The 20667-nt window shown below is 72.8% G+C and carries 21 protein-coding genes; 12 read left to right on the forward strand and 9 right to left on the reverse strand.

Annotated elements, in window-relative coordinates; genetic code table 11:
* Positions 1-30: 30 nt before the first annotated feature.
* Both dapE and ACIPM1_RS04845 read left to right on the forward strand, forming a co-directional pair.
* The gene (gene dapE / locus ACIPM1_RS04840; protein WP_402428957.1) at positions 31-1110 is read left to right on the forward strand and encodes a succinyl-diaminopimelate desuccinylase; all 1080 of its coding nucleotides are present in this window, start codon (positions 31-33) and stop codon (positions 1108-1110) included.
* 123 nt (positions 1111-1233) lie between these two features.
* Positions 1234-1992: a TIGR00730 family Rossman fold protein gene (locus ACIPM1_RS04845; RefSeq protein ID WP_356195333.1), complete on the forward strand. Its 759-nt coding sequence runs from the start codon at positions 1234-1236 to the stop codon at positions 1990-1992.
* 66 nt (positions 1993-2058) lie between these two features.
* Here the strand turns inward: ACIPM1_RS04845 and folP are convergent, their stop codons facing one another.
* Positions 2059-2919, reverse strand: coding sequence for a dihydropteroate synthase (gene folP / locus ACIPM1_RS04850; RefSeq protein ID WP_402428960.1), 861 nt, complete (start codon positions 2917-2919; stop codon positions 2059-2061).
* Between the two features lie 151 nt (positions 2920-3070).
* On the opposite strand from folP, the gene ACIPM1_RS04855 reads away from it, so the two are divergent.
* Positions 3071-3430, forward strand: a complete 360-nt coding sequence (locus tag ACIPM1_RS04855; RefSeq protein WP_402428963.1) for a DivIVA domain-containing protein — start codon at positions 3071-3073, stop codon at positions 3428-3430.
* Positions 3427-4011 (forward strand): DNA-3-methyladenine glycosylase I, encoded by a 585-nt coding sequence (locus ACIPM1_RS04860; RefSeq protein WP_356195342.1) that lies wholly within the window; start codon positions 3427-3429, stop codon positions 4009-4011. Before ACIPM1_RS04855 ends, ACIPM1_RS04860 begins: the two co-directional genes overlap by 4 nt.
* Before the next feature lie 75 nt (positions 4012-4086).
* Here the strand turns inward: ACIPM1_RS04860 and ACIPM1_RS04865 are convergent, their stop codons facing one another.
* Positions 4087-4890: an enoyl-CoA hydratase/isomerase family protein gene (locus tag ACIPM1_RS04865; protein WP_402428966.1), complete on the reverse strand. Its 804-nt coding sequence runs from the start codon at positions 4888-4890 to the stop codon at positions 4087-4089.
* Positions 4891-5265: 375 nt separating this feature from the next.
* Between ACIPM1_RS04865 and ACIPM1_RS04870 the strand changes: the two genes are divergently transcribed.
* Positions 5266-5433, forward strand: coding sequence for a DUF3117 domain-containing protein (locus ACIPM1_RS04870; RefSeq protein ID WP_003966491.1), 168 nt, complete (start codon positions 5266-5268; stop codon positions 5431-5433).
* Positions 5434-5607: 174 nt separating this feature from the next.
* Here the strand turns inward: ACIPM1_RS04870 and ACIPM1_RS04875 are convergent, their stop codons facing one another.
* On the reverse strand, positions 5608-6306 hold the full coding sequence (locus ACIPM1_RS04875; RefSeq protein WP_356186124.1) for an O-methyltransferase: 699 nt from the start codon (positions 6304-6306) through the stop codon (positions 5608-5610).
* Between the two features lie 234 nt (positions 6307-6540).
* Here ACIPM1_RS04875 and sigE point away from each other — a divergent pair, with 234 nt between their 5' ends.
* The 5 genes from sigE (at position 6541) to ACIPM1_RS04900 (ending at position 12258) form a co-directional block, all read left to right on the forward strand.
* Entirely contained in the window at positions 6541-7242 is a 702-nt protein-coding gene (gene sigE / locus ACIPM1_RS04880; RefSeq protein ID WP_356185785.1) for an RNA polymerase sigma factor SigE, read from the forward strand.
* Positions 7239-8210 carry a zf-HC2 domain-containing protein gene (locus ACIPM1_RS04885; RefSeq protein ID WP_402428971.1) on the forward strand — a complete coding sequence of 324 codons (972 nt, stop codon included), beginning with the start codon at positions 7239-7241 and terminating at the stop codon, positions 8208-8210. Before sigE ends, ACIPM1_RS04885 begins: the two co-directional genes overlap by 4 nt.
* A gap of 296 nt (positions 8211-8506) precedes the next feature.
* Positions 8507-10711: a trypsin-like peptidase domain-containing protein gene (locus ACIPM1_RS04890; protein WP_402429418.1), complete on the forward strand. Its 2205-nt coding sequence runs from the start codon at positions 8507-8509 to the stop codon at positions 10709-10711.
* A 202-nt stretch (positions 10712-10913) separates the two neighbouring features.
* On the forward strand, positions 10914-11348 hold the full coding sequence (locus ACIPM1_RS04895) for a sec-independent translocase (protein WP_402428974.1): 435 nt from the start codon (positions 10914-10916) through the stop codon (positions 11346-11348).
* Positions 11349-11586: 238 nt separating this feature from the next.
* Entirely contained in the window at positions 11587-12258 is a 672-nt protein-coding gene (locus tag ACIPM1_RS04900) for a hypothetical protein (RefSeq protein ID WP_402428977.1), read from the forward strand.
* A gap of 135 nt (positions 12259-12393) precedes the next feature.
* Here ACIPM1_RS04900 and ACIPM1_RS04905 read toward each other — a convergent pair whose 3' ends face one another.
* Genes ACIPM1_RS04905 through ACIPM1_RS04915 form a run of 3 tightly spaced genes read right to left on the reverse strand, consistent with a single transcriptional unit; the run spans position 12394 to position 15440 of the window.
* On the reverse strand, positions 12394-13527 hold the full coding sequence (locus ACIPM1_RS04905; RefSeq protein ID WP_356185796.1) for an Mrp/NBP35 family ATP-binding protein: 1134 nt from the start codon (positions 13525-13527) through the stop codon (positions 12394-12396).
* 43 nt (positions 13528-13570) lie between these two features.
* Entirely contained in the window at positions 13571-14167 is a 597-nt protein-coding gene (locus tag ACIPM1_RS04910) for a DUF1003 domain-containing protein (protein WP_402428980.1), read from the reverse strand.
* Positions 14157-15440, reverse strand: a complete 1284-nt coding sequence (locus ACIPM1_RS04915; RefSeq protein WP_402428983.1) for a magnesium transporter MgtE N-terminal domain-containing protein — start codon at positions 15438-15440, stop codon at positions 14157-14159. The genes ACIPM1_RS04910 and ACIPM1_RS04915 overlap by 11 nt, the downstream gene beginning before the upstream one ends.
* Before the next feature lie 218 nt (positions 15441-15658).
* On the opposite strand from ACIPM1_RS04915, the gene ACIPM1_RS04920 reads away from it, so the two are divergent.
* Positions 15659-16408: a hypothetical protein gene (locus ACIPM1_RS04920; protein WP_402428986.1), complete on the forward strand. Its 750-nt coding sequence runs from the start codon at positions 15659-15661 to the stop codon at positions 16406-16408.
* Between the two features lie 32 nt (positions 16409-16440).
* Here the strand turns inward: ACIPM1_RS04920 and ACIPM1_RS04925 are convergent, their stop codons facing one another.
* Together ACIPM1_RS04925 and ACIPM1_RS04930 are read right to left on the reverse strand one after the other, a co-directional pair.
* A complete protein-coding gene (locus tag ACIPM1_RS04925) occupies positions 16441-16953 on the reverse strand; it encodes a hypothetical protein (RefSeq protein ID WP_402428989.1) in 513 nt (170 codons plus the stop codon).
* A 42-nt stretch (positions 16954-16995) separates the two neighbouring features.
* Complete coding sequence (locus ACIPM1_RS04930) at positions 16996-18114, reverse strand: magnesium and cobalt transport protein CorA (protein WP_356185812.1); 1119 nt, start codon at positions 18112-18114, stop codon at positions 16996-16998.
* Between the two features lie 567 nt (positions 18115-18681).
* Between ACIPM1_RS04930 and ACIPM1_RS04935 the strand changes: the two genes are divergently transcribed.
* Positions 18682-19278 carry a suppressor of fused domain protein gene (locus ACIPM1_RS04935; RefSeq protein WP_402428993.1) on the forward strand — a complete coding sequence of 199 codons (597 nt, stop codon included), beginning with the start codon at positions 18682-18684 and terminating at the stop codon, positions 19276-19278.
* Between the two features lie 31 nt (positions 19279-19309).
* Here the strand turns inward: ACIPM1_RS04935 and ACIPM1_RS04940 are convergent, their stop codons facing one another.
* Positions 19310-20533, reverse strand: coding sequence for an MFS transporter (locus ACIPM1_RS04940; protein WP_402428996.1), 1224 nt, complete (start codon positions 20531-20533; stop codon positions 19310-19312).
* Between the last annotated feature and the right edge of the window lie 134 nt (positions 20534-20667).

Genomic DNA, 20667 nt, shown 5'->3' on the forward strand with positions numbered 1-20667 from the left:
ACGGAGTGTTCGGGGGTTAGGGTCGAGGCCATGGCCGATACCCCGCTTGACCTCACGCTGGACGCCGCGCGACTCACGGCGCAGCTCGTCGACTTCCCCTCGGAGAGCGGCACCGAGAAGCCGCTGGCCGACGCGATCGAGGCCGCGCTGCGCGCCCTGCCGCACCTGACCGTGGACCGCCTCGGCAACAACGTCGTCGCGCGGACGAACCTGGGCCGCGCCGAGCGCGTGATCCTCGCCGGCCACATCGACACGGTGCCGATCGCGGACAACGTCCCCTCGCGGCTGGACGAGGAGGGCGTGCTCTGGGGCTGCGGCACCTGCGACATGAAGTCCGGCGTCGCGGTCCAGCTGCGCATCGCGGCCACCGTCCCGGCCCCCAACCGCGACCTGACCATCGTCTTCTACGACAACGAGGAGGTCACCGCCGACCTCAACGGCCTCAAGCACGTCGCCGAGGCGCACCCCGACTGGCTCCACGGCGACTTCGCGGTCCTGCTGGAGCCCTCCGACGGCCAGGTCGAGGGCGGCTGCCAGGGCACCCTGCGGGTGCTGCTGAAGACCAAGGGCGAGCGGGCCCACTCGGCGCGCGGCTGGATGGGCTCGAACGCGATCCACGCGGCCGCCCCGATCCTCCGGCGGCTCGCGGAGTACCAGCCCCGGTACCCGGTCATCGACGGACTGGAGTACCGGGAGGGCCTCAACGCGGTGCGCATCGGCGGGGGAGTGGCCGGCAACGTCATCCCCGACGAGTGCGTCGTCACCGTCAACTTCCGCTACGCGCCGGACCGTACGGAGGAGGAGGCCGTCGCCCACGTGCGCGAGGTCTTCGCCGGCTGCGGGATCGAGGAGTTCGTGGTGGAGGACCACAGCGGCGGAGCGCTGCCGGGGCTGGACCACCCGGCCGCGGCGGCCTTCATCGAGGCGGTCGGCGGCACCGCGCAGCCCAAGTACGGCTGGACGGACGTCTCGCGCTTCTCGGCGCTCGGCATCCCGGCGGTCAACTACGGCCCCGGCAACCCGCACTTGGCGCACAAGCGGGACGAACGGGTGGAAACCAGGAAGATCCTCGCGGGTGAGGACCGGCTGAGGTCCTGGCTGACGAGCTGAGGTCCCGCCGGGCCGCCGGTCCGGGCCCTCCTGGTTCTTCACGGCGGACACGCCGAGGTCCCCCGCCGGTAACCCGCGTAGATCTACGCTGAGGTGGAAACACGGCAAGCGGAGGGAGCGCACATGGCTACCGGCAACCCCGAGGGCAGGCGACGGCCACCGGAGGAGCAGCGGCTGGGACCGGTCCTCCGGCGGAGGGGACAGGTCCAGGCGAGCACCACGGACCAGCGGCTGCTGGACGAGCGGGCTCCCACGGACTGGGTGCACACGGACCCCTGGCGCGTCCTGCGCATCCAGTCGGAGTTCATCGAGGGCTTCGGCACGCTCGCCGAACTGCCGCCCGCCATCAGTGTGTTCGGCTCGGCCCGCACCCCGGTGGACTCGCCGGAGTACGACGCCGGGGTGCGTCTGGGCCGGGGCCTGGTCGAGGCGGGCTTCGCGGTGATCACGGGCGGCGGACCGGGCGCGATGGAGGCGGCGAACAAGGGCGCCTGCGAGGCCGGCGGCACCTCGGTGGGCCTGGGCATCGAGCTCCCCTTCGAACAGGGACTGAACCCCTACGTCGACATCGGCCTGAACTTCCGCTACTTCTTCGTGCGCAAGATGATGTTCGTCAAGTACGCGCAGGGGTTCGTGGTGCTGCCCGGTGGCCTGGGCACCCTCGACGAGCTCTTCGAGGCCCTCACCCTCGTCCAGACCCAGAAGGTCACCCGCTTCCCGATCGTCCTGTTCGGCAGCGCCTACTGGGGCGGCCTGGTGGACTGGCTGGAGAACACCCTGATCGCGCAGGGCAAGGCCGCGCAGGCCGATTTGACCCTCTTCCACGTCACGGACGACGTGGAGGAGGCCGTCGCCCTGGTGTCGAAGGAGGCGGGCCGCTAGCAGGCTTCGTCCCGCGCGTGCACCGGTCCCGCGCGGCCGGCGCGGCGGGCGCCCGGGAGGGCCCCGCTACGCCAGCCCGCGCCGGGCCACCGCGGGGTCGCGGTGGCCCGCGATGGCCGCCACCATGTCCAGCACCTGCCGGGTCTCGGCCACCTCGTGCACCCGGTACACCTGGGCGCCCAGCCAGGCCGATACCGCCGTCGTCGCCAGCGTCCCGACGACCCGCTCCTTGACCGGCTTGTCCAGCGTCTCCCCGACGAAGTCCTTGTTGGACAGCGACACCAGCACCGGCCAGCCCGTCGCCACCATCTCGTCCAGCCGCCGCGTCGCCTCCAGGCTGTGCCGGGTGCTCTTCCCGAAGTCGTGCCCGGGATCGATCAGCACCGACTCCCGCGGCACCCCCAGCGCGACCGCCCGCTCGGCCAGCCCCACCGTCACCTCCAGGATGTCGGCCATGACGTCGTCGTACGCCACCCGGTGCGGCCGGGTCCGCGGCTCGGCGCCGCCCGCGTGCGTGCACACCAGTCCGGCCCGATACCGGGCCGCGACCTCGGCGAGCCCGGGATCCACCCCGCCCCACGCGTCGTTCAGCAGGTCCGCGCCCGCCTCGCAGACCGCCTCGCCGACCTCCGCCCGCCAGGTGTCCACGCTGATGACCACGTCCGGGAAGCGCCGCCGCACCTCCGCGACGAACCCGACCGTCCGGCGCGCCTCCTCCTCGGGGGTCACCTCTTCCCCCGGTCCGGCCTTGACCCCGCCGATGTCGATGATCGCGGCGCCCTCGGCCACCGCCTGCTCCACGCGCGCGAGGGCCGGCTCGTCGCGGAACGTCGCCCCCTGGTCGTAGAAGGAGTCGGGGGTCCGGTTCACGATCGCCATGATCACCGGCTCGTGCGCGCCGAATTCACGCCTGCCCAGCCTGAGCATCCCCTGTGACCTCTCCTCGTACGTCCTGGTCTTCGGCCGCCTGCGACCCTAACCGTCAGCGTCGCATGGCACGATCGGACCCTGACACATTCCGCTCAGAGACTTCCGCGCCGGCGCCCAGCGCGCCGGCACCGACCGTGGGGACCCAGCGATGGTTATGTTCTTGTTCCTGGTCGTCGCGCTCGCCGTCGTGGTCGCCGCGGTGACCCTCGCGGTGGTGGGCGGCGGCGAGGGCACCGGACCGCTGCCGGAGGCGGCGCCCGAGCGGCTCCGGGACCCGCTGCCGCCGGACCGTCCGGTCCACCGCGCCGATGTGGAGAACCTTCGCTTCCCGCTCGCCCCCCGCGGCTACCGCATGGCGGACGTCGACGACGCCCTCGGCCGCCTCGCCGCCGAGATCGCCGAGCGCGACGCCCGCATCGCCGACCTGGAGTCCGCGCTGGCCGGCGCCCAGGCCGCCGCGGCCCACGCCCGCCTGGACAAGTCCGCGCACGAGGAGCGGCAGCAGTGACCGCCGGCGCCGCCGTCGCGGGCCCGGACGGCGCGCCGCGCTGCCCCTGGGCGCTGTCCGCCGCGGAGTACGTCGCGTACCACGACGAGGAGTGGGGCCGTCCGGTCCACGGCGACGACGCCCTCTACGAACGTCTCAGCCTGGAGGCGTTCCAGTCCGGCCTGTCCTGGATCACCATCCTGCGCCGCCGCCCCGGCTTCCGGGCCGCCTTCGCCGGCTTCGGGATCAGCGCGGTGGCCGCCTTCGGCGACGCCGACCGCGAGCGCCTGCTCGCCGACACCGGCATCATCCGCAACCGCGCCAAGATCGACGCGACCCTGGCCAACGCGCGCGTCCTCGCCGAGTGGTCCCCCGGCGAGCTGGACGCGCTGATCTGGTCCCACGCCCCCGACCCGGCCGGCCGCACCGTGCCGAAGACCCTCGCCGACGTCCCCGCCGTCACCCCGGAGTCCACGGCCCTCTCCAAGGCCCTGAAGAAGCGGGGCCTGCGCTTCGTCGGCCCGACGACGGCGTACGCCCTGATGCAGGCGTGCGGCCTGGTCGACGACCACCTGGCGGAGTGCGTGGCGCGCCGCCCCTGAACGCGCCGCCCCTGAGCGGCGGGCCCGGGCCCGCCCCTGAACGCGCCGTCCAGCGGCGGGCCCGCTGCTCAGGCGTCAGCGGCCCAGGTACTTCGGCCGCTCCTTGTTCACGAACGCCTGCACCGCGATCGCGTGGTCCTCCGAGGACCCCGCCCGCGTCTGGAGCTCGTCCTCCTTCTCCAGCGCCTCCTCCAGGGAGTGGGTCAGCCCGTAGGCCACCGACTCCTTGAGCGCCGCGTACGCCACCGTCGGCCCCTCCGCCAGCGCCCGCGCCGTCTTCTCCGCCTCGGCGCGCAGCTCCGCCGCCGGCACCACCCGGTTGGCGATCCCCAGCTCCAGCGCGTCCTGGGCGCTGATGCTGCGCGGGAACAGCAGCAGGTCGGTGGCCCGGCCCGGCCCGACGACCCGCGGCAGGGTCCAGGAGATGCCGGAGTCGGCGGTGAGCGCCACCTTGGCGAACGAGGTGTTGAAGGCCGCGCCGTCCGCGACGATCCGGTAGTCCGCCGCCAGCGCGAAGCCGAACCCCGCCCCGGCCGCGACGCCGTTCACCGCGGCGACCACCGGCTTCGGGGCCGCCGCCAGCGCCCGCACGATCGGGTTGTAGTGCTCCCGCACGGTGCTCATCGTCTGCCCCGACCCGGTCTCCCGGTCGGCCACCAGCAGCCCGATGTGCTCCTTGAGGTCCTGGCCCACGCAGAACGCCCGGTCCCCGGCGGCGGTCAGCAGCACCGCGCGCACGGCGTCGTCGGTCGCCGCGGACTGGACCGCCTCCCGGAGGGCGACCTTGGTCGCGACGTTCAGCGCGTTCATCGCCTCGGGGCGGTTCAGCGTGATCGTCGCGAGCCCGTCGCTCACCTCGTAGAGCACGGTGTCGGCCATGGGACATCCCCTCCGGTTTCGCGGATGGGACGTACCGATCGGTACGTCCTTCGTCTGAAGGACAGCATGGCGGAGATCACCCGCGCGCGACCGGAGTGGACGTGTGACCTGCGTCAAAGAAAGCCGGCCGGTTTTCGGGCGGCGGACGTCCGTGGGGGCGCACAGTATTGCAGTCACATCCCCGAATTGAGTGGTTTTGCTCGCGCGCGTTGCCCAAGCGATGCCGACTGATGTTGGTCATCGGGTCCTGAGATGCGGGATAATGGCCTGGAAGCAATGTGTTCGACGCCGGTGACGCGTGTCCTGCACGGGCTGCGCGTGCCCTTCATGGGGCCGTCGGCTGACGATGAGCGGGTTTCAGGAAGGGGAACGAGCATGGCGGCCATGAAGCCGCGGACGGGCGATGGCCCGCTCGAGGTGACCAAGGAGGGGCGGGGCATCGTCATGCGCGTTCCGCTCGAAGGCGGCGGTCGGCTCGTCGTCGAGCTGACCCCTGACGAGGCCGACGCGCTCGGCGACGCCCTCAAGAAGGTCGTCGGCTGACGCGGAAGCGACCATACCCCTTCACCTGCCCCGGTACCGCATGTGGTGCCGGGGCGGGTTTTTTCCGGGGCGTTCCCGGTGGTCCCGGTCTTCCCGGCGACGCTTCGGGTCGGGTGCCGGACGGCGGCCGTGGTGGCCCTTGCGGTTCCGGGTTCCGGCGGTGCTTCCGGCGGCTCAGCGCTTGACCGCGCACAGCAGGCCGTCGCCCACCGGCAGCAGCGACGGCACCAGGTCCTGGCTCTCGCGCACCGTGCGCAGCAGCTCGCGCAGCCGCAGCACCTCCGTCGGCTGCGGTCCGGAGTCCACCGTCCGCCCGTGCGCGAAGATGCCCTCGAAGACCACGAGGCCGCCCGGGCGCAGCAGGCGCAACGATTCAGCGAGGTAGTCGAGGAACTCCTGCCGGTCGCCGTCGCAGAAGACCAGGTCGTAACCGGAGTCCGCGAGCCGGGGCAGCACGTCCAGCGCCCGGCCGGGGATGAAGCGGGCCCGGTTGCTGGCGAAGCCGGCCGCCCGGAACGCCTGGCGGGCGAACTGCTGGTGCTCCGGCTCCGGGTCGACCGTGGTCAGCACCCCGTCCGGCCTCATGCCGTGCAGCAGGTGGATCCCGGAGACGCCGGTACCGGTACCGATCTCCGCCACCGCCTTGGCGTCCACGGTGGCGGCGAGCAACCGCAGCGCGGCGCCCGTGCCGGGCGACACCGAGCGCAGCCCCGCCTCACGGGCCCGGTCACGGGCCCAGAGCAGCGCCTCGTCCTCGGCGACATAGGCGTCGGCGAACGCCCAGCTCGTCTGCCGGTTGCCGGTAATGACCGTCTCCTGTCCCCATGGTTGCCTGGGCGTGACTGTATCCGTTGGTGTCGGGAACCCGCAGATGGGACCGGTCGTTTATAGGGGTGTGACACAGGCGGGGTACGCGACGGGGGGTACGGGATGGATCGGGGCGCCGAGCAAGTGCTGACGCAGCCGGATGAGGCGTGCGGGCGCGTATCAATTTCCCGTAAAACCGCTTATCCGGAGCTAACGGGCGAGGTGGCTATGGTAGGGGCTCCACTGGACACCACCAGAGCCGACAGGGGAGGTGCGGCTGCACCTGTGGATCGGGGAGGAGTGCTTCGGCGCTTCCTCGGATCGGCGGGCAGGCCGAAATCCGTGAACGACACCGCTGCTGACCCCAGCCACGCCGCCGACCGCGCCCAGACCGCGACCTTCTCCACCGACGCGGACGGGCAGGCGTGGACTCCGCCCACCTGGGAGGAGATCGTCAGCACCCACAGCGGCCGCGTCTACCGCCTGGCCTACCGCCTCACGGGCAACCAGCACGACGCCGAGGACCTCACCCAGGAGGTCTTCGTCCGCGTCTTCCGCTCCCTGTCGACCTACACGCCGGGCACCTTCGAGGGCTGGCTGCACCGCATCACGACGAACCTCTTCCTGGACATGGTCCGCCGCAAGCAGCGCATCCGGTTCGACGCCCTCGGCGAGGACGCGGCGGAGCGGCTGGCCAGCAGGGAACCCACCCCGCAGCAGCTGTTCAACGACGCGCACTTCGACGCCGACGTGCAGCAGGCCCTCGACACCCTCGCCCCGGAGTTCCGCGCCGCGGTGGTCCTCTGCGACATCGAGGGACTGTCGTACGAGGAGATCGCCGCGACCCTGGGCGTCAAGCTCGGCACCGTCCGCTCTCGGATCCACCGCGGCCGTTCGCAGCTGCGCAAGGCCCTCGCGCACCGCTCGCCCCAGGCCCGGGCCGAGCGCCGCTCCTTCGTGCCCCGTGTTCCCGCGCTGGGAGGAGGGGGCGCGACCGCGTGAGTGGATCACGACCCGAGTCCGCCGCCAGGCGGCTCGCGGAACAGCATCTGGGAGACCGGCTCTCCGCCCTGGTCGACGGCGAGCTCGGTCATGAGACGCGCGAGCGTGTCCTGGCGCACCTGGCCACCTGCGCGAAGTGCAGGACGGAGGTCGACGCGCAGCGCCGGCTGAAGAACGTCTTCGCGGAGGCGGCCCCACCGCCCCCCTCCGCGAGCCTGCTGGCCCGCCTCCAGGGCCTGCCCGGGGGAGGTGACCCGGACGGCGGCGGGCCGCTGGGCGGGGGCGCCTTCCCCGGCGGCCTGACCGGGCGCACCGGGGTGTTCAAGGTGGGGCGGGAGGAGCCGTTCGAGTTCGGCTACGTCCCCGCCCGTCCGCACGCCTCCGGCCCCGCGCACGACCAGGGCTTCCGCGTCCACCCGGTCGGCCGCCCCGACACCGACCGGCCGGCCTCGCGCGGGCTGCGGTTCGCGTTCGTCGCCGCCGGGGCGGTCTCGCTGGCCGCGGTCGCGCTGGGCGGCGTCACCATCGGCGCACCGGTCGACCGGGCCGCGGAGGCACGCGGCGGCTCCGGATCCGGCAGCAACGTCACTCCGGCGCGCCCCGCGGGCACGGGAGCGGCCACCGGCGCGGAGACCCAGCGCCGCCGCTCGTCCACCGGACCGCTGCTGACGCAGGGGCAGCGGGCCGGCGAGGCGGCCTCCGCACAGCCGACCAGTCTCTCCGCCCCGCTGCTGCCGGGGGCGCAGCCCGGCACCGGGCAGGTGCAGGACGCCCTGCACACGCTGACCACGCCGTTGGTCGCCGGCGCCGCGGTCATGTCCCCGTTGATACGTCCGCTCGGCGCGACCCAGCCGGTGTCCCTGACCTCCTGGGGCGGCCCCCCGCAGCTCCGCACCCCCGGCCTCCTCGCCGCACCCGCCCCCGGCACGACGCCCCCTCCCTCCGCCCCCTCGCACCCGGCCCACTGACCGGAGCACCCACCGGCCTCTGCGCGGGGGCCCGCGAACCTGGTTGAATCCTGGGTGGTCGCGCCCATGACACTCGACGGGCGCGGAGTCGACGACGCACGGCCACGCCTACGAGCCGTGCCGCGGCCAGCTGTGGGGAGAACATGAACGAGGGGAAGCCCACCAAGTCCACCCGCCCCAAGTGGTGGAACAGGAACCGACCGGTGGTCCCCGCCCAGGAGACGGCCCAGGGCGCCGAACCGGCGCAGGGGCCGGAACTCGTGCCGGCACCCGAGTCCGTGCCCGCACCGGCGACCATGCCGGCGCCGGGCAGGGCCGCTGACGCGGTACCGCCTCCGGCGCCGGCGCCGGCTGCCGTGCCGGGTGCGGCTTCCACCCCGGATGTCTCCGCCGAGGGCACCGCGCCGGAGGTCCCGGATGTCTCCGCCGAGGGCACGGTGCCCGGGGCGTCCATCGAAGAGACCGGTGCCGGGGTCCGGCCCGGCGCGGAGGCCGACGGCGACTACGAGCTGGCGCGACCCGCGGGAGGCCTCACGGCCGGAGCGGTGGCGGCCGACACCGCCACCGAGGAGGAGGCCGGGTCCCGGCAGCCCGGCACGGCGTCGACGGCCGCTGACGGCGGCGAGGGCGACTTCGAGCTGGCGCGCCCCGCGGAGCGGCCCCGGCCGACCGACCGGCCTGAGCCCGCCGAGCGGTCTCAGCTGGTGGGGCAGCCTCAATCGGCCGAGCGGCCCGAGTCGGCCGACCGCCCCGGGCCCGCCGGCCGGCAAGCGGGGCAGCCTCAGTCGGCTGAGCGGCCCGAGCTCGCCGACGGGCCCGAGCTCGCCGAAGCAACCCAGCTTGCCGACGCGCCCGAGCCCGCCGAGCGGCCTCGGCTCGCGGGGCAGCCTCAGTCGGCCCGGCGGCCCCAGCCCCTGCACGACCCCGACCCGTACGGCACCCCGCCGTACGGCGAACCCGGACCGTGGGCGCCCGCCCCGCCGGTGCAGCACCCCGCGGTGACCTCCGCCCACGGTGCGGCCGCCATCGCGCGCTCCGCGGCCCCTGGAGCCGCCCTGCCGCCCGCCCCGCCGGAGCAGCCTGCGTCCCTCCCGAACGCCCCGTCCGCGCCCGTCCACACGGCCCCGGACCAGCTCGGCGCGCCGGCCCCGACGACGCCTCCCGCCCCCCACACCGACCTCACCACCGTCCCCGGCACCGCACCCGCGAACCCGAACGCCCACCCGGCCCCGAACCCGCACCCGGCCCCCAACAACACCGCCCCACCCCCCAACACCACCCCACCCCCCTCCGACCCCTGGCAGCGCTACGACCCCTGGGCCGCCGAACCCCTCCCCGCCGTCCCCCTCCAGCACAGCGGGGCCGCGGTCCCCACGCCGGAGCAGCGGCGTGGGCGGGTCCGGCGGCGGCTCGCCGGGGCGGCCGTGGCGCTGGCGCTCGTGTCCGGGATGCTCGGCGGGCTCGCGGGCGCGTACATCGAGCGCAACGGCGGAGTGGGGGCCGTGGAACTGCCGCAGGCCGGCAAGGAACCCGTCGGGCGGGCCCCGGACAGCGTGGCCGGGATCGCCGCCCACGCCCTGCCCAGCGTGGTGACCCTCCATGTCTCCGGCTCCGAGGAGCAGGGCACCGGCACCGGCTTCGTGCTCGACGGCCTCGGTCACATCCTCACCAACAACCACGTCGTCGAGCCCGCGGCGGACGGCGGCGACATATCGGTGACGTTCAGCGGCGGCCAGACCGCCCGGGCCAGGATCATCGGCCGGGACTCCGGCTACGACCTCGCGGTCGTGCAGGTCCGCGGGGTGCGCGGCCTGACCCCCATGCCGCTGGGCAACTCCGACAACGTCCGGGTGGGCGACCCGGTCGTCGCCATCGGCGCCCCGTTCGACCTCGCCAACACCGTGACGTCCGGGATCATCAGCGCCAAGGAGCGGCCCATCACGGCCGGCGGCGAGAAGGGCGACGGCAGTGACATGTCCTACGTGGACGCCCTGCAGACCGACGCCCCGATCAACCCCGGCAACTCCGGCGGCCCCCTCCTGGACTCCCGGGCCCGGGTCGTCGGCATCAACTCCGCGATCCGCTCCGCCGACAACGGCTCGGACCTGCAGACCGGCCAGGCGGGCTCCATCGGGCTGGGCTTCGCCATCCCGATCAACCAGGCCAAGCGCGTGGCCGAGGAACTGATCAACACCGGCCGGGCCACCCACCCGGTGATCGGCGTGACCCTCGACATGAACTGGACCGGCGACGGCGCCCGGGTCGGCGCCAAGGGCCGCGACGGCGGTTCCGCGGTCACCCCCGGCGGCCCCGGCGCCCGGGCCGGCATCAGGCCCGGCGACGTGATCACCGAGGTCGACGGCCGGCCCGTCCACTCGGGCGAGGAACTGATCGTCAAGACCCGCGCCCACCGCCCCGGCGACCGCCTGGCGCTGACCGTCGAACACGACGGGAAGGAGCGGAAGGTCTCCCTCGTACTGGGGTCGGCGCACAGCGGGTGACACGGACCTCGCCAACGCGGTCCCAACCGACCGCCAAGCACGGCAAACAAGCAGGAAAACCCGTCGTGTACGCACACTCGGACATCGCGGGACGGTACCGGTCGGACATGCGTGCCGGGTACCGTGGACGCGGCCCGGGCCACGGAAGACGCGCAGGACCACCGGAGGGCCGAGGACCGAGGACACTCGCAAGGAGCTTCAGGTGTTCAATGACGTAGGACCGCTCGAGCTGGTGACACTCGTCGTCCTGGCGGTGCTCGTGTTCGGTCCTGACAAGCTCCCGAAGGTCGTCCAGGACGTGATGCGCACGATCCGGAAGATCCGCGAGTTCTCCGAGAGCGCCAAGCAGGACATCCGCAACGAGATGGGCCCGGAGTTCAAGGACTTCGAGTTCGAGGACCTGAACCCCAAGACGTTCCTCCGCAAGCAGCTCGAGAACGAGGACCTCGGGCTGAAGGAGATCCGCAACGGCTTCGACCTGAAGAAGGAGATGGCCGAGGTCACGGACGCGGTGCACAGCCGCGAGTCCGACTCCTCCTCCGGCCCGGGCGCCTCCGGCGGCAGCGTGGACATGACGAAGAAGCCCGAGGATTCCGGCCACGACACGCGCCCGCCGTTCGACGCGGACGCGACCTGAGTTCCGGCACGGACGTGACCTGAGAGGCGTGTGCGGCCCCCGTACGTGACGCGTTTCATAGCGCGCGCATGCCCCACGCGGCCGGAATTCGTCGTCCGAGCGACCTACGCGCCGGGCGGTTTCCACGTCGCCGGAAGCGAGGTCGATATGCTGCCGAGTCGTTGTGCGGACCGGACGAGTACGCCCGAAGGGGGGCGGGCCGCCCCGGTCCGACGAGAACGAGGAGGCGTCCGGGCACATGGAGACGACAAGTAGGGCGGTCGCGCAGGCGCCGGCCGCGGAGGACGGACAACAGGCCCCCTCCGCCCGGCGCACGGTCGACGGCTACCTGCTGGCGCCCTTCCCGTGGTACGGCCTCGACGAGGCGTTCACGGGGCCGCGCTGGCTGATGCAGGTGGGTACCTCGGCCGACGGTTCCGTGGAACACGGTTCGATCGGGCACGGCGACGAGCCCTCCGTACGCAACGAGTACGTGTCCGGCTCCCCGGACGACCCCAAGGAGAAGTTCGCGGTCGTGGTGACCGTCGCCGCCAACCCGGTGCGGCGCAGCGCGGACGGCACGGGGCTGCTGGAGGCCACGTCGGTCTCCTCGGCGGCCTGGCTCGCCGGCGTGGGGCTGCTGTCCTTCACCTGGCCCGGCCAGATGGACCACAGCCTGCGGGACGACTGGCTGGAGCAGCAGACGGAGACGGCCTGGGTGCTGGCGGACGACCTGGCGGGACCGGCCTGGTCGACGCTCTCCCTCCCCGTGGACGGCGTCCCGGCCCCCTTCCACTACCGCGAGTCCGAGTTCGGCTGGGTGCTCGCCGGAACGACCTCGCAGGGCGTCCACGTCGGCGCGTACGGCCGCGGCATGAGCGCGTACGGCCTCGGCTTCGCCGTCGTCAAGGACATCGCGGCGTACGCCTAGCCACGGAGAGCACGGTGAGCACGGCGGGCATACGGCGAGGGCGCCGTCCGGGTCAGGACGGCGCCCTCGCGCTGTGCCGGGTGCAGGCTCCGGACGGCCGGCCCGCGGCGGGCGGGAGTCCGGCCGTCCGGGCCGCTAGAACTTGTTCTTCGGGGTGATCCCCAGCGAGAGGCCCGACAGGCCGCGCTGGCGGCCGCCCAGCTTCCCCGCGATCGCCCGCAGCGCGGAGCCCGCCGGGGAGTCGGGGTCGGTCAGCACGACCGGCCGGCCGTCGTCGCCGCCCTCGCGCAGCCGGACGTCGATCGGGATGGAACCGAGGACGGGGACCGTCGCGCCCGTCGTGCGGGTCAGGCCGTCCGCCACCACCTGGCCGCCGCCGGTGCCGAAGACGTCGACCATCTCGTCGCAGTGCGGGCAGGGCAGGCCGGACATGTTCTCGACCACGCCGACGATCTTCTGGTGGGTCTGCACGGCGATCGAGCCCGCCCGCTCGGCCACCTCGGCCGCCGCCTGCTGAGGGGTCGTCACGACCAGGATCTCGGCGTTCGGCACGAGCTGCGCGACCGAGATGGCGATGTCGCCCGTGCCCGGCGGCAGGTCGAGGAGCAGGACGTCCAGGTCGCCCCAGTACACGTCGGCCAGGAACTGCTGGAGCGCGCGGTGCAGCATCGGGCCGCGCCAGACCACCGGCGCGTTGCCCGGGGTGAACATGCCGATGGAGATGACCTTCACGCCGTTCGCGGACGGCGGCATGATCATGTTCTCGACCTGGGTGGGACGCCCCTCGGCGCCCAGCATGCGGGGCACGCTGTGGCCGTAGATGTCGGCGTCCACGACACCGACCTTCAGGCCGTCCGCCGCCATCGCCGCCGCCAGGTTCACCGTCACCGACGACTTGCCGACGCCGCCCTTGCCGGAGGCGACCGCGTACACCCGGGTCAGGCTGCCCGGCTTGGCGAAGGGGACCTCGCGCTCGGCCTGGCCGCCGCGCAGGGCGGCCGCCAGCTCGCGGCGCTGCTCGTCGCTCATCACGTCGAGCGTGACGTCGACGCGGGTGACGCCCTCGACCCGCGAGACGGCCTCGGTCACCCGCTGGGTGATCGTGTCGCGCATCGGGCAGCCGGAGACCGTCAGGTACACGGTGACCGCGACCGCTCCGTCCGCGCCGATCTCCACGGATTTGACCATCCCGAGCTCGGTGATGGGTCGGTGGATCTCGGGGTCGTTCACCGTCGCCAGCGCTTCGCGCACCGCGTCTTCCGTAGCCATAAGGACGATGGTACGGCGCGCCGCCGCGGGCCCGGGACCCCCGTCAGCGGTCGTCCATGTCACGCCGGGCCGGGTGATCCGCCGGGAATACGCCCTCGCGGTGCCCGTCGACCCTGAGCTCCTCCAGCTCCTTGACGAGGTCCTGCAGTTCGGAGCGGATCCAGTCGCGGGTGGCCACCTCGCCGAGGCCCATGCGCAGCGCGGCGATCTCCCGGGTCAGGTACTCGGTGTCCGCGATCGACCGCTCGTTCTGCTTGCGGTCCTGCTCCAGGTTGACCCGGTCCCGGTCGTCCTGCCGGTTCTGCGCCAGCAGGATCAGCGGCGCCGCGTAGGAGGCCTGCAGGGACAGCATCAGCGTCAGGAAGATGAACGGGTACGGGTCGAAGCGCAGATGGCTCGGCGCGGTCACGTTCCACGTCAGCCACGCGATGATCACGACCGTCATCCAGACGATGAACCGCCCGGTGCCCAGGAAGCGCGCGATGCGCTCCGACAGCCGCCCGAAGGCCTCCGGGTCGTACTCGGGCAGCAGCCTGCGCCGGCGCGGGCCCGGCTGGTCGAGCCGGGAGGTCCGCGGCCGGGTGGCGGCCGTGGCGCCCGCCGGATGCCGCTCGCGGCCGCTCTCACGCTCAGGAGCCATGGGCGGCCGCCCCCTCGTCCAGGTGGAACTCCGTCTCCCGCCAGTCGTCGGGCAGCATGTGGTCCAGGACGTCGTCCACGGTCACCACGCCCAGCAGCGATCCCGACTCGTCCACGACGGGCGCCGCGACCATGTCGTACGTCGCGAAGAACCCGGCGACGACCGGCAGGGCCGCGTCGGGGGCCAGCGGCTGCAGGTCCTGGTCCACCAGCGAGCTGACCAGGGTGTACGGCGGGTCGCGCAGCAGGCGCTGGAAGTGCACCGTGCCCAGGTACTTGCCGGTCGGCGTCTCGTCCGGCGGGCGGCACACGTAGACCTGGGCGGCGAGCGCGGGGGAGAGGTCGGGGTTGCGGACGCGGGCCAGGGCGTCGGCGACGGTCGCGTCCGGGCGCAGCACGATCGGCTCCGTCGTCATCAGACCGCCGGCCGTGTGCTCCTCGTACGACATCAGCCGGCGCATGTCGGCCGCGTCGGAGGGCTGCATCAGGCTCAGCAGGCGCTCCTTGTCCTCCTCGGGCAGCTCCGAGAGGAGGTCGGCCGCGTCGTCGGGGTCCATGGCCTCCAGCACGTCGGCGGCGCGCTCCTCCTGGAGCTTGCCGAGGATCTCGATCTGGTCGTCCTCCGGCAGCTCCTCAAGGACGTCCGCGAGCCGGTCGTCGTCGAGGGCGGCGGCGACCTCGGAGCGGCGCTTGGGGGAGAGGTGGTGCAGCACGTTGGCGAGGTCGGCGGGGCGCAGCTGCTCGAAGGTGGCGAGCAGGTTCTCCGCGCCCTGTCCGTGCTCCTCCAGGGAGAAGCCGGTGACCGCGGACCACTCCACCGTCAGCGTCTCGCCCTTGGCACGCCGGAACGCGCCGCCCTTCTTCCCCTTGCGCACGAACACACGGTCGATCTCCCAGTCCCGGCGGGCGGGCAGCTGCTGCACCGACACGTCCAGGACGGTGACCTCCTCGCCGGTCTCCACCAGCCGCACCCGCCGGTCGAACAGTTCGCCGAAGATCAGCCGCTCGGTGGGCCGCTGCTCGAAGCGCCGGACGTTGAGCACGCCCGTGGTGATGACCTGGCCGGACTCGACGCTCGTCACCCGCGTCATGGGCAGGAAGATACGGCGCCGGGTGGCGAGTTCGACGACCAGCCCGAGCAGGCGGGGCGGCCGGCGCCCGACGCGCAGCATGACGACCAGATCGCGCACGCGCCCCACCTGGTCGCCCGTCGGATCGAAGACGGCGACACCGGCGAGGTGCGAGACGAAGATCTTGGGGGCGGCCGCTGCCATGACCGCGCCTCCTTTGCGTGCTCCGTGGTGCGTGCTGTGGTTCCGTGAGTCTGCTGGGTCGCATTTCCCAAATGCCCGCTCAGGTGGGCTTCAGGCTAGCCCGTACCGTTCGGATACGCCCTGGTGAGGGTCCGGAAGGACTGGCTCCGTGGGCCGCCGCCCGCCCCGGTACGCTGCCTGTGCCGCTCAGGACGTCCGTCAGAAAGGCAGCCCCACCTGTGACTGCGATTCCCCGGGCCCGAACCCGCCGGGCCGCGCTGCTGAGCGCGCTGTGCGCGCTGGTCGTGACGGGGACGACGGGGCTGACGGGGTGCGCCGCGGACGACCCCGACGCGGGCACGAACGGGGTCGGCAAACTGCCGCCCGCCAAGATTCAGACCAGGACCCGCGCGGCCGCCGACGCCGCCGGCACCGTGCACCTGTCCGGGAACGTCGTCAGCAACCACCGTACCTACCGGATCGACATGCGGCTGCGGTCCGACGGCGCCGCCGGCACGGTCACCTCGCAGGGGGTGGCCCTCGGGCTGCTGCGGATCGGGGACCGGCTGTACCTGAAGGCGAACGCCGGGTTCTGGAACAAGGCCGACGGCGGCGGCAAGGGCTCCGGGACCGCGGACAAGCTCGACGGCAAGTACGTGAAGGTGCCCCAGGGCGACCCCTCGTACAAGCGCTTCGTCGGCTTCACGGACAAGGACGTCCTCCTCGACGGTCTGCTGACGCTGCACGGCACGCTGGCGACGGACGGCCACCACGAGCAGTCCGGCGTCCGCACCATCCGCATCACCGGCGACAAGGGCTCCGGCGGCACCCTGGACGTCTCCCTGGAGGGCAGGCCGTACCCCATCCGTCTGGTGCGCGCGGGCGGCGCGGGCACCCTGGGCTTCACGGACTGGGGCAAGGACTTCCCCCTCAGCCGGCCGAAGCAGGAGGACACGGTCGACTACGGCCGGCAGCTCCCCACCTCCTGAAGCGGCGGCGCCCGCGGTCCCGCCCGGCGGACCTACTTCCGGCCGCGCTTCCTCAGCAGCAGCCGCGGCAGCCCCGCGGGGGCCGGCCGCCGGGTCGTGGCGGGCGTCGGCAGCGGCGGCTCGGCCAGCGCGCCGTCGGGCAGTGCGGCCGTCGTCCCCGTGGGCTCCAGGCGGACCACCCGGCACTCCCGGGCCCACCGCCGCGGCATGGCCTCGCCGTCGGACGCGTTCAGCCGCTTGCCCTTCAGCTCGGCCACCGTCGCCTCCCACGCCGGGGAGTCCGGCGCCAGTTCCGCGACCCGCGCGGACCAGGTGACCAGCCGTCCGCCCTTGTCCTTGCTGCGCACCGTCACCTCGGCCGCCGCCCCGTCCGCCAGCCCCGGCAGCGGCTGCTCGCCGGGCCCGTCGCCGACCAGGCAGGCCGCGCCCTCGTACCAGACGTGCCACAGGGCACGCGCCGGGGCGCCGGGACCCCGGACCCAGATGAGGCCGGACTTCTTGGTGGCCTCCTCGACGAGGGCCTGGTCGAGCAGCTCGCTAGTCATGGCAGAAGCGTAACGACCCGGCTCACAGCCAGCCGTTCCGCTTCACAGCCAGCCGTTCCGCTTCAGCGTGCGGTGGATGCCGAGGCAGATGGCGACCGTGACGCTCATGATCACTGGGTAGCCGTACCTCCAGTGCAGCTCCGGCATGTACTGGAAGTTCATGCCGTACACCCCGCACACCATCGTCGGCACGGCGATGATGGCGGCCCACGAGGTGATCTTCCGCATGTCCTCGTTCTGCGCCACGGACGCCTGCGCCAGGTTGGCCTGGAGGATCGAGTTCAGCAGCTCGTCGAAGCCCACGACCTGCTCCTGCACCCGGGCGAGGTGGTCGGCAACGTCCCGGAAGTACTTCTGGATGTCCGGGTCGACCAGCCGCATCGGACGCTCACTCAGCAGCTGCATCGGCCGCAGCAGCGGCGCCACAGCCCGCTTGAACTCCAGGATCTCCCGCTTGAGTTGGTAGATCCGGCCGGCGTCCGTGCCGCGCGGCGTCCCCTTCCGGCCGGGCGAGAACACCTCCGTCTCCACCTCGTCGATGTCGTCCTGCAGGGCGTCCACGACCGCGATGTACCCGTCGACGACGTGGTCGGCGATGGCGTGCAGCACCGCCGAGGGGCCCTTCGCCAGCAGCTCCGGGTCGTCCTGCAGCCGGTGCCGCAGCGCGCGCAGCGAGCCCTGGCCGCCGTGCCGGACGGTGATGAAGAAGTCCCGGCCGGTGAAGCACATCACCTCGCCGGTCTCGACGACCTCGCTGTTGGCGGTGAGCTTGTCGTGGTCGACGTAGTGGATGGTCTTGAAGACGGTGAACAGGGAGTCGTCGTACCGCTCCAGCTTGGGCCGCTGGTGCGCCTGCACCGCGTCCTCCACGGCCAGCGGGTGCAGCCCGAACTCCGCGGCGATCCCGGCGAATTCGGCCTCGGTCGGCTCGTGCAGCCCGATCCACACGAAGCCTCCGTCGCGCCGCACCAGGCGCATCGCCTCCTGCGGGCCGACCGGCTGGTCCGTTTGGACCCGGACGCCGTCGCGGTAGACGGCGCAGTCGACGACGGCGGAGGGCGTGGCGGGGTCGCGCGTGGTGTCGTACGTGCCGTTGTCCTTGCGCGTGGCGGCCGGACGGGACGGACGGACCACGGCACGCAGGTCACGGATCATCGACATGGCAGAGCTCCTTCGCAACGAGCAACGAAAGGCCGCGCTGTGACGGTTGGAACTGCCCGGAATGGGGACGTCCTGACGAGGAGTCTCCCCGCCCTTCAGGCAGGGAAGGATGTTTGGCACGTCCACAAAGCGGGGAGCACCGCACCGTCGCGGTGGCGCTCTTTGTTGCTGATTCAGCTGCTGACTGAGGTCAGACGGATCAGGCACAACGAAACGAAGCGCTCTTCCGTGGTGGCACGCGAAGCGAGAGGCGGCAGCCGGCGGGAGGCCAGAACAGCTACGTCAGAGGCCCTGTGACGGGGCCGGAAGCTGCATCAGCGGCCGGAAGAGCGGGTGGTACTGCACGGTCGACTTCGATCCATGACAGCCCCACCTCCTCCGGCCGGTCCCTCGTGAGGGACGATCCACGCCCTAGTGAAAGGGTGCCCCCGAAGGGGACGTTCATCGGTGTCGGGACCCGATACGCAACGCTTCTGCGTGCTGCCCCGACCACCGCGCAAGAGTATCAGTCGGCTGACGTGTCAAGACGCGGCTTTGCCCGGCACTGACGAGTTCTATGCTCGCCGCATGGTTGATGTTCTTCCTCTGGTCGAGGCCCGGCTGCGCTCCGCGCTGGGTGAGCCGGACGCGCGCGCCGCGGTCACCTTCCTCGGTACGGACCGGGTCGAGGTGCTGCGCTTCCGGGACGACGGCCGGGAGGGCCCCCTCGTCCGGTACGCCACGCTCGGCATGTCCGCCCACCCCATGACCGACCCCACGGCCACGCTCGCCGACCCCGTCAAGGGCCCCCGCGCGGAGCTGGTCCTCTCCGTCCGGGCGGGCCTCGCGGAGACCGACAAGGTGCTCCGCCCGCTCGCCGTGCTCGCCGCGTCCCCGCAGGTCGAGGGTGTGGTGGTGGCTCCGGGCGCCTCGCTCGACGTGGGTGGGCCGCTGTGGCCGGGCGCGCCCTTCACCTCGGTCCTGGTGGCCGAGCCGGGCGGCCTGGTCGAGGACCTGGAGCTCGACGAACCGCTGGACCCCGTACGGTTCCTGCCGCTGCTGCCGATGACCCCGAACGAGGCCGCCTGGAAGCGGGTGCACGGCGCGCAGGCCCTCCAGGAGCGCTGGCTGACGCACGGGACGGACCTCCGGGACCCGTCCCGCGCGTCCGTCCCGCCGGAGTGAGCAAGCTCACCCAACGTCCGTCCCTCGGGGGTCAGTTGACGAAGACGCCGACGCGGTCCTCGGCGGCGTGCCGCGGCTGGGGCTCCCGCGCCTCGTGGACCAGGGCCCCGCGCCGTACGAACACCACGAGCGCGCCCACCACCGCGGTGACGCCCGCGACCACGAACGGCATGTGGAGGTCGCTCCACTCCTCGATCTTCGGCGCGAGGTAGGGCGCGGCGGCGGCCGCGAACCAGCGCACGAAGTTGTAGCCCGCGCTCGCCACCGGGCGCGGCGCGTCGGAGACGCCCAGGGCCAGCTCGGTGTAGACGGTGTTGTTCACGCCGATGAACGCGCCCGACAGGATCGTGCAGACGATCGCGGTGGGGTGGTCGCCGTAGCCGAGGACGACCACGTCGGCCGCCAGCAGCACCAGCGAGCCGCCCAGCACCTTGAGCGAGCCGAACCGCTCCTGCATCCGCGGCGCCACGATCACCGAGAAGACGGCGAGCAGCAGGCCCCAGGCGAAGAAGACGGCCCCCGACTTGTACGGGGTCATGTCCAGCACGAACGGTGTGAAGGCCAGCACGGTGAAGAACGTGTAGTTGTAGAAGAACGCCGAGACCGCCGCCGAGGCGAGGCCGCCGTGGCCGAGCGCCCGGACCGGGTCGAGCAGGGCCGTCTTCCGCGCCGGCTTCGGCTGCTCCCTCAGGAACGCCGTGATGCACAGGAAGCCGACCGCCATCAGGAACGCGGTGCCGAAGAAGGGGTAGCGCCAGCTGGCGTCGCCGAGCAGTGCGCCCACCAGGGGCCCGCACGCCATGCCGAGGCCGAGCGCGGACTCGTAGAGCAGGATCGCCGCGGCGCTGCCCCCGGCCGCCGCCCCGACGATCACCGCGAGGGCGGTGGAGACGAAGAGCGCGTTACCGAGGCCCCAGCCGGCCCGGAAGCCGACGAGCTGGCCGACCGTGCCGGACGTGCCCGCGAGCCCCGCGAAGACCACGACCAGGGCGAGCCCGAGCAGCAGCGTCCGGCGGCCGCCGATCCGGCTGGAGACGAACCCGGTCACCAGCATCGCGAAGGCGGTGATCAGGAAGTACGAGGTGAAGAGCAGGGAGACCTGGCTCGCGGTGGCGTCCAGGCCCTTGGCGATGGAGGGAAGGATGGGGTCGACGAGTCCGATGCCCATGAAGGCGACGACGGACGCACCGGCCGTCGCCCAGACTGCCTTCGGCTGCCGCAGGATGCCGCCCGCACCCGCGTCGAAGGGGTCCATGCGCACTCCAATCCCGGTCGGGGAAGATGGTTGGTATATGCACACAGTAAGTTAGCTGAGCTAAATAATGCAAATTACATCTAGTTCTCCCTGGTGGGGAAGGCCGGGCCGGTTCCGCCCGGACGGGTGATCGT

Source organism: Streptomyces sp. NPDC086766 (assembly GCF_044746005.1).
Taxonomy (GTDB): domain Bacteria; phylum Actinomycetota; class Actinomycetes; order Streptomycetales; family Streptomycetaceae; genus Streptomyces.

Excerpts from the sequence above, each read along its gene's own strand:
- ACIPM1_RS04925 (WP_402428989.1), bottom strand. The coding sequence starts at position 16,953 with ATGACTAGCGAGCTGCTCGACCAGGCCCTCGTCGAGGAGGCCACCAAG.
- ACIPM1_RS04845 (WP_356195333.1), top strand. The coding sequence starts at position 1,234 with ATGGCTACCGGCAACCCCGAGGGCAGGCGACGGCCACCGGAGGAGCAG.
- folP (WP_402428960.1), bottom strand. The coding sequence starts at position 2,919 with ATGCTCAGGCTGGGCAGGCGTGAATTCGGCGCGCACGAGCCGGTGATC.
- ACIPM1_RS04890 (WP_402429418.1), top strand. The coding sequence starts at position 8,507 with ATGCCGGCGCCGGGCAGGGCCGCTGACGCGGTACCGCCTCCGGCGCCG.
- ACIPM1_RS04915 (WP_402428983.1), bottom strand. The coding sequence starts at position 15,440 with ATGGCAGCGGCCGCCCCCAAGATCTTCGTCTCGCACCTCGCCGGTGTC.
- ACIPM1_RS04940 (WP_402428996.1), bottom strand. The coding sequence starts at position 20,533 with ATGGACCCCTTCGACGCGGGTGCGGGCGGCATCCTGCGGCAGCCGAAG.
- dapE (WP_402428957.1), top strand. The coding sequence starts at position 31 with ATGGCCGATACCCCGCTTGACCTCACGCTGGACGCCGCGCGACTCACG.
- ACIPM1_RS04900 (WP_402428977.1), top strand. The coding sequence starts at position 11,587 with ATGGAGACGACAAGTAGGGCGGTCGCGCAGGCGCCGGCCGCGGAGGAC.
- ACIPM1_RS04910 (WP_402428980.1), bottom strand. The coding sequence starts at position 14,167 with ATGGCTCCTGAGCGTGAGAGCGGCCGCGAGCGGCATCCGGCGGGCGCC.
- ACIPM1_RS04865 (WP_402428966.1), bottom strand. The coding sequence starts at position 4,890 with ATGGCCGACACCGTGCTCTACGAGGTGAGCGACGGGCTCGCGACGATC.
- ACIPM1_RS04935 (WP_402428993.1), top strand. The coding sequence starts at position 18,682 with ATGGTTGATGTTCTTCCTCTGGTCGAGGCCCGGCTGCGCTCCGCGCTG.
- ACIPM1_RS04930 (WP_356185812.1), bottom strand. The coding sequence starts at position 18,114 with ATGTCGATGATCCGTGACCTGCGTGCCGTGGTCCGTCCGTCCCGTCCG.
- ACIPM1_RS04905 (WP_356185796.1), bottom strand. The coding sequence starts at position 13,527 with ATGGCTACGGAAGACGCGGTGCGCGAAGCGCTGGCGACGGTGAACGAC.
- ACIPM1_RS04855 (WP_402428963.1), top strand. The coding sequence starts at position 3,071 with ATGGTTATGTTCTTGTTCCTGGTCGTCGCGCTCGCCGTCGTGGTCGCC.
- ACIPM1_RS04870 (WP_003966491.1), top strand. The coding sequence starts at position 5,266 with ATGGCGGCCATGAAGCCGCGGACGGGCGATGGCCCGCTCGAGGTGACC.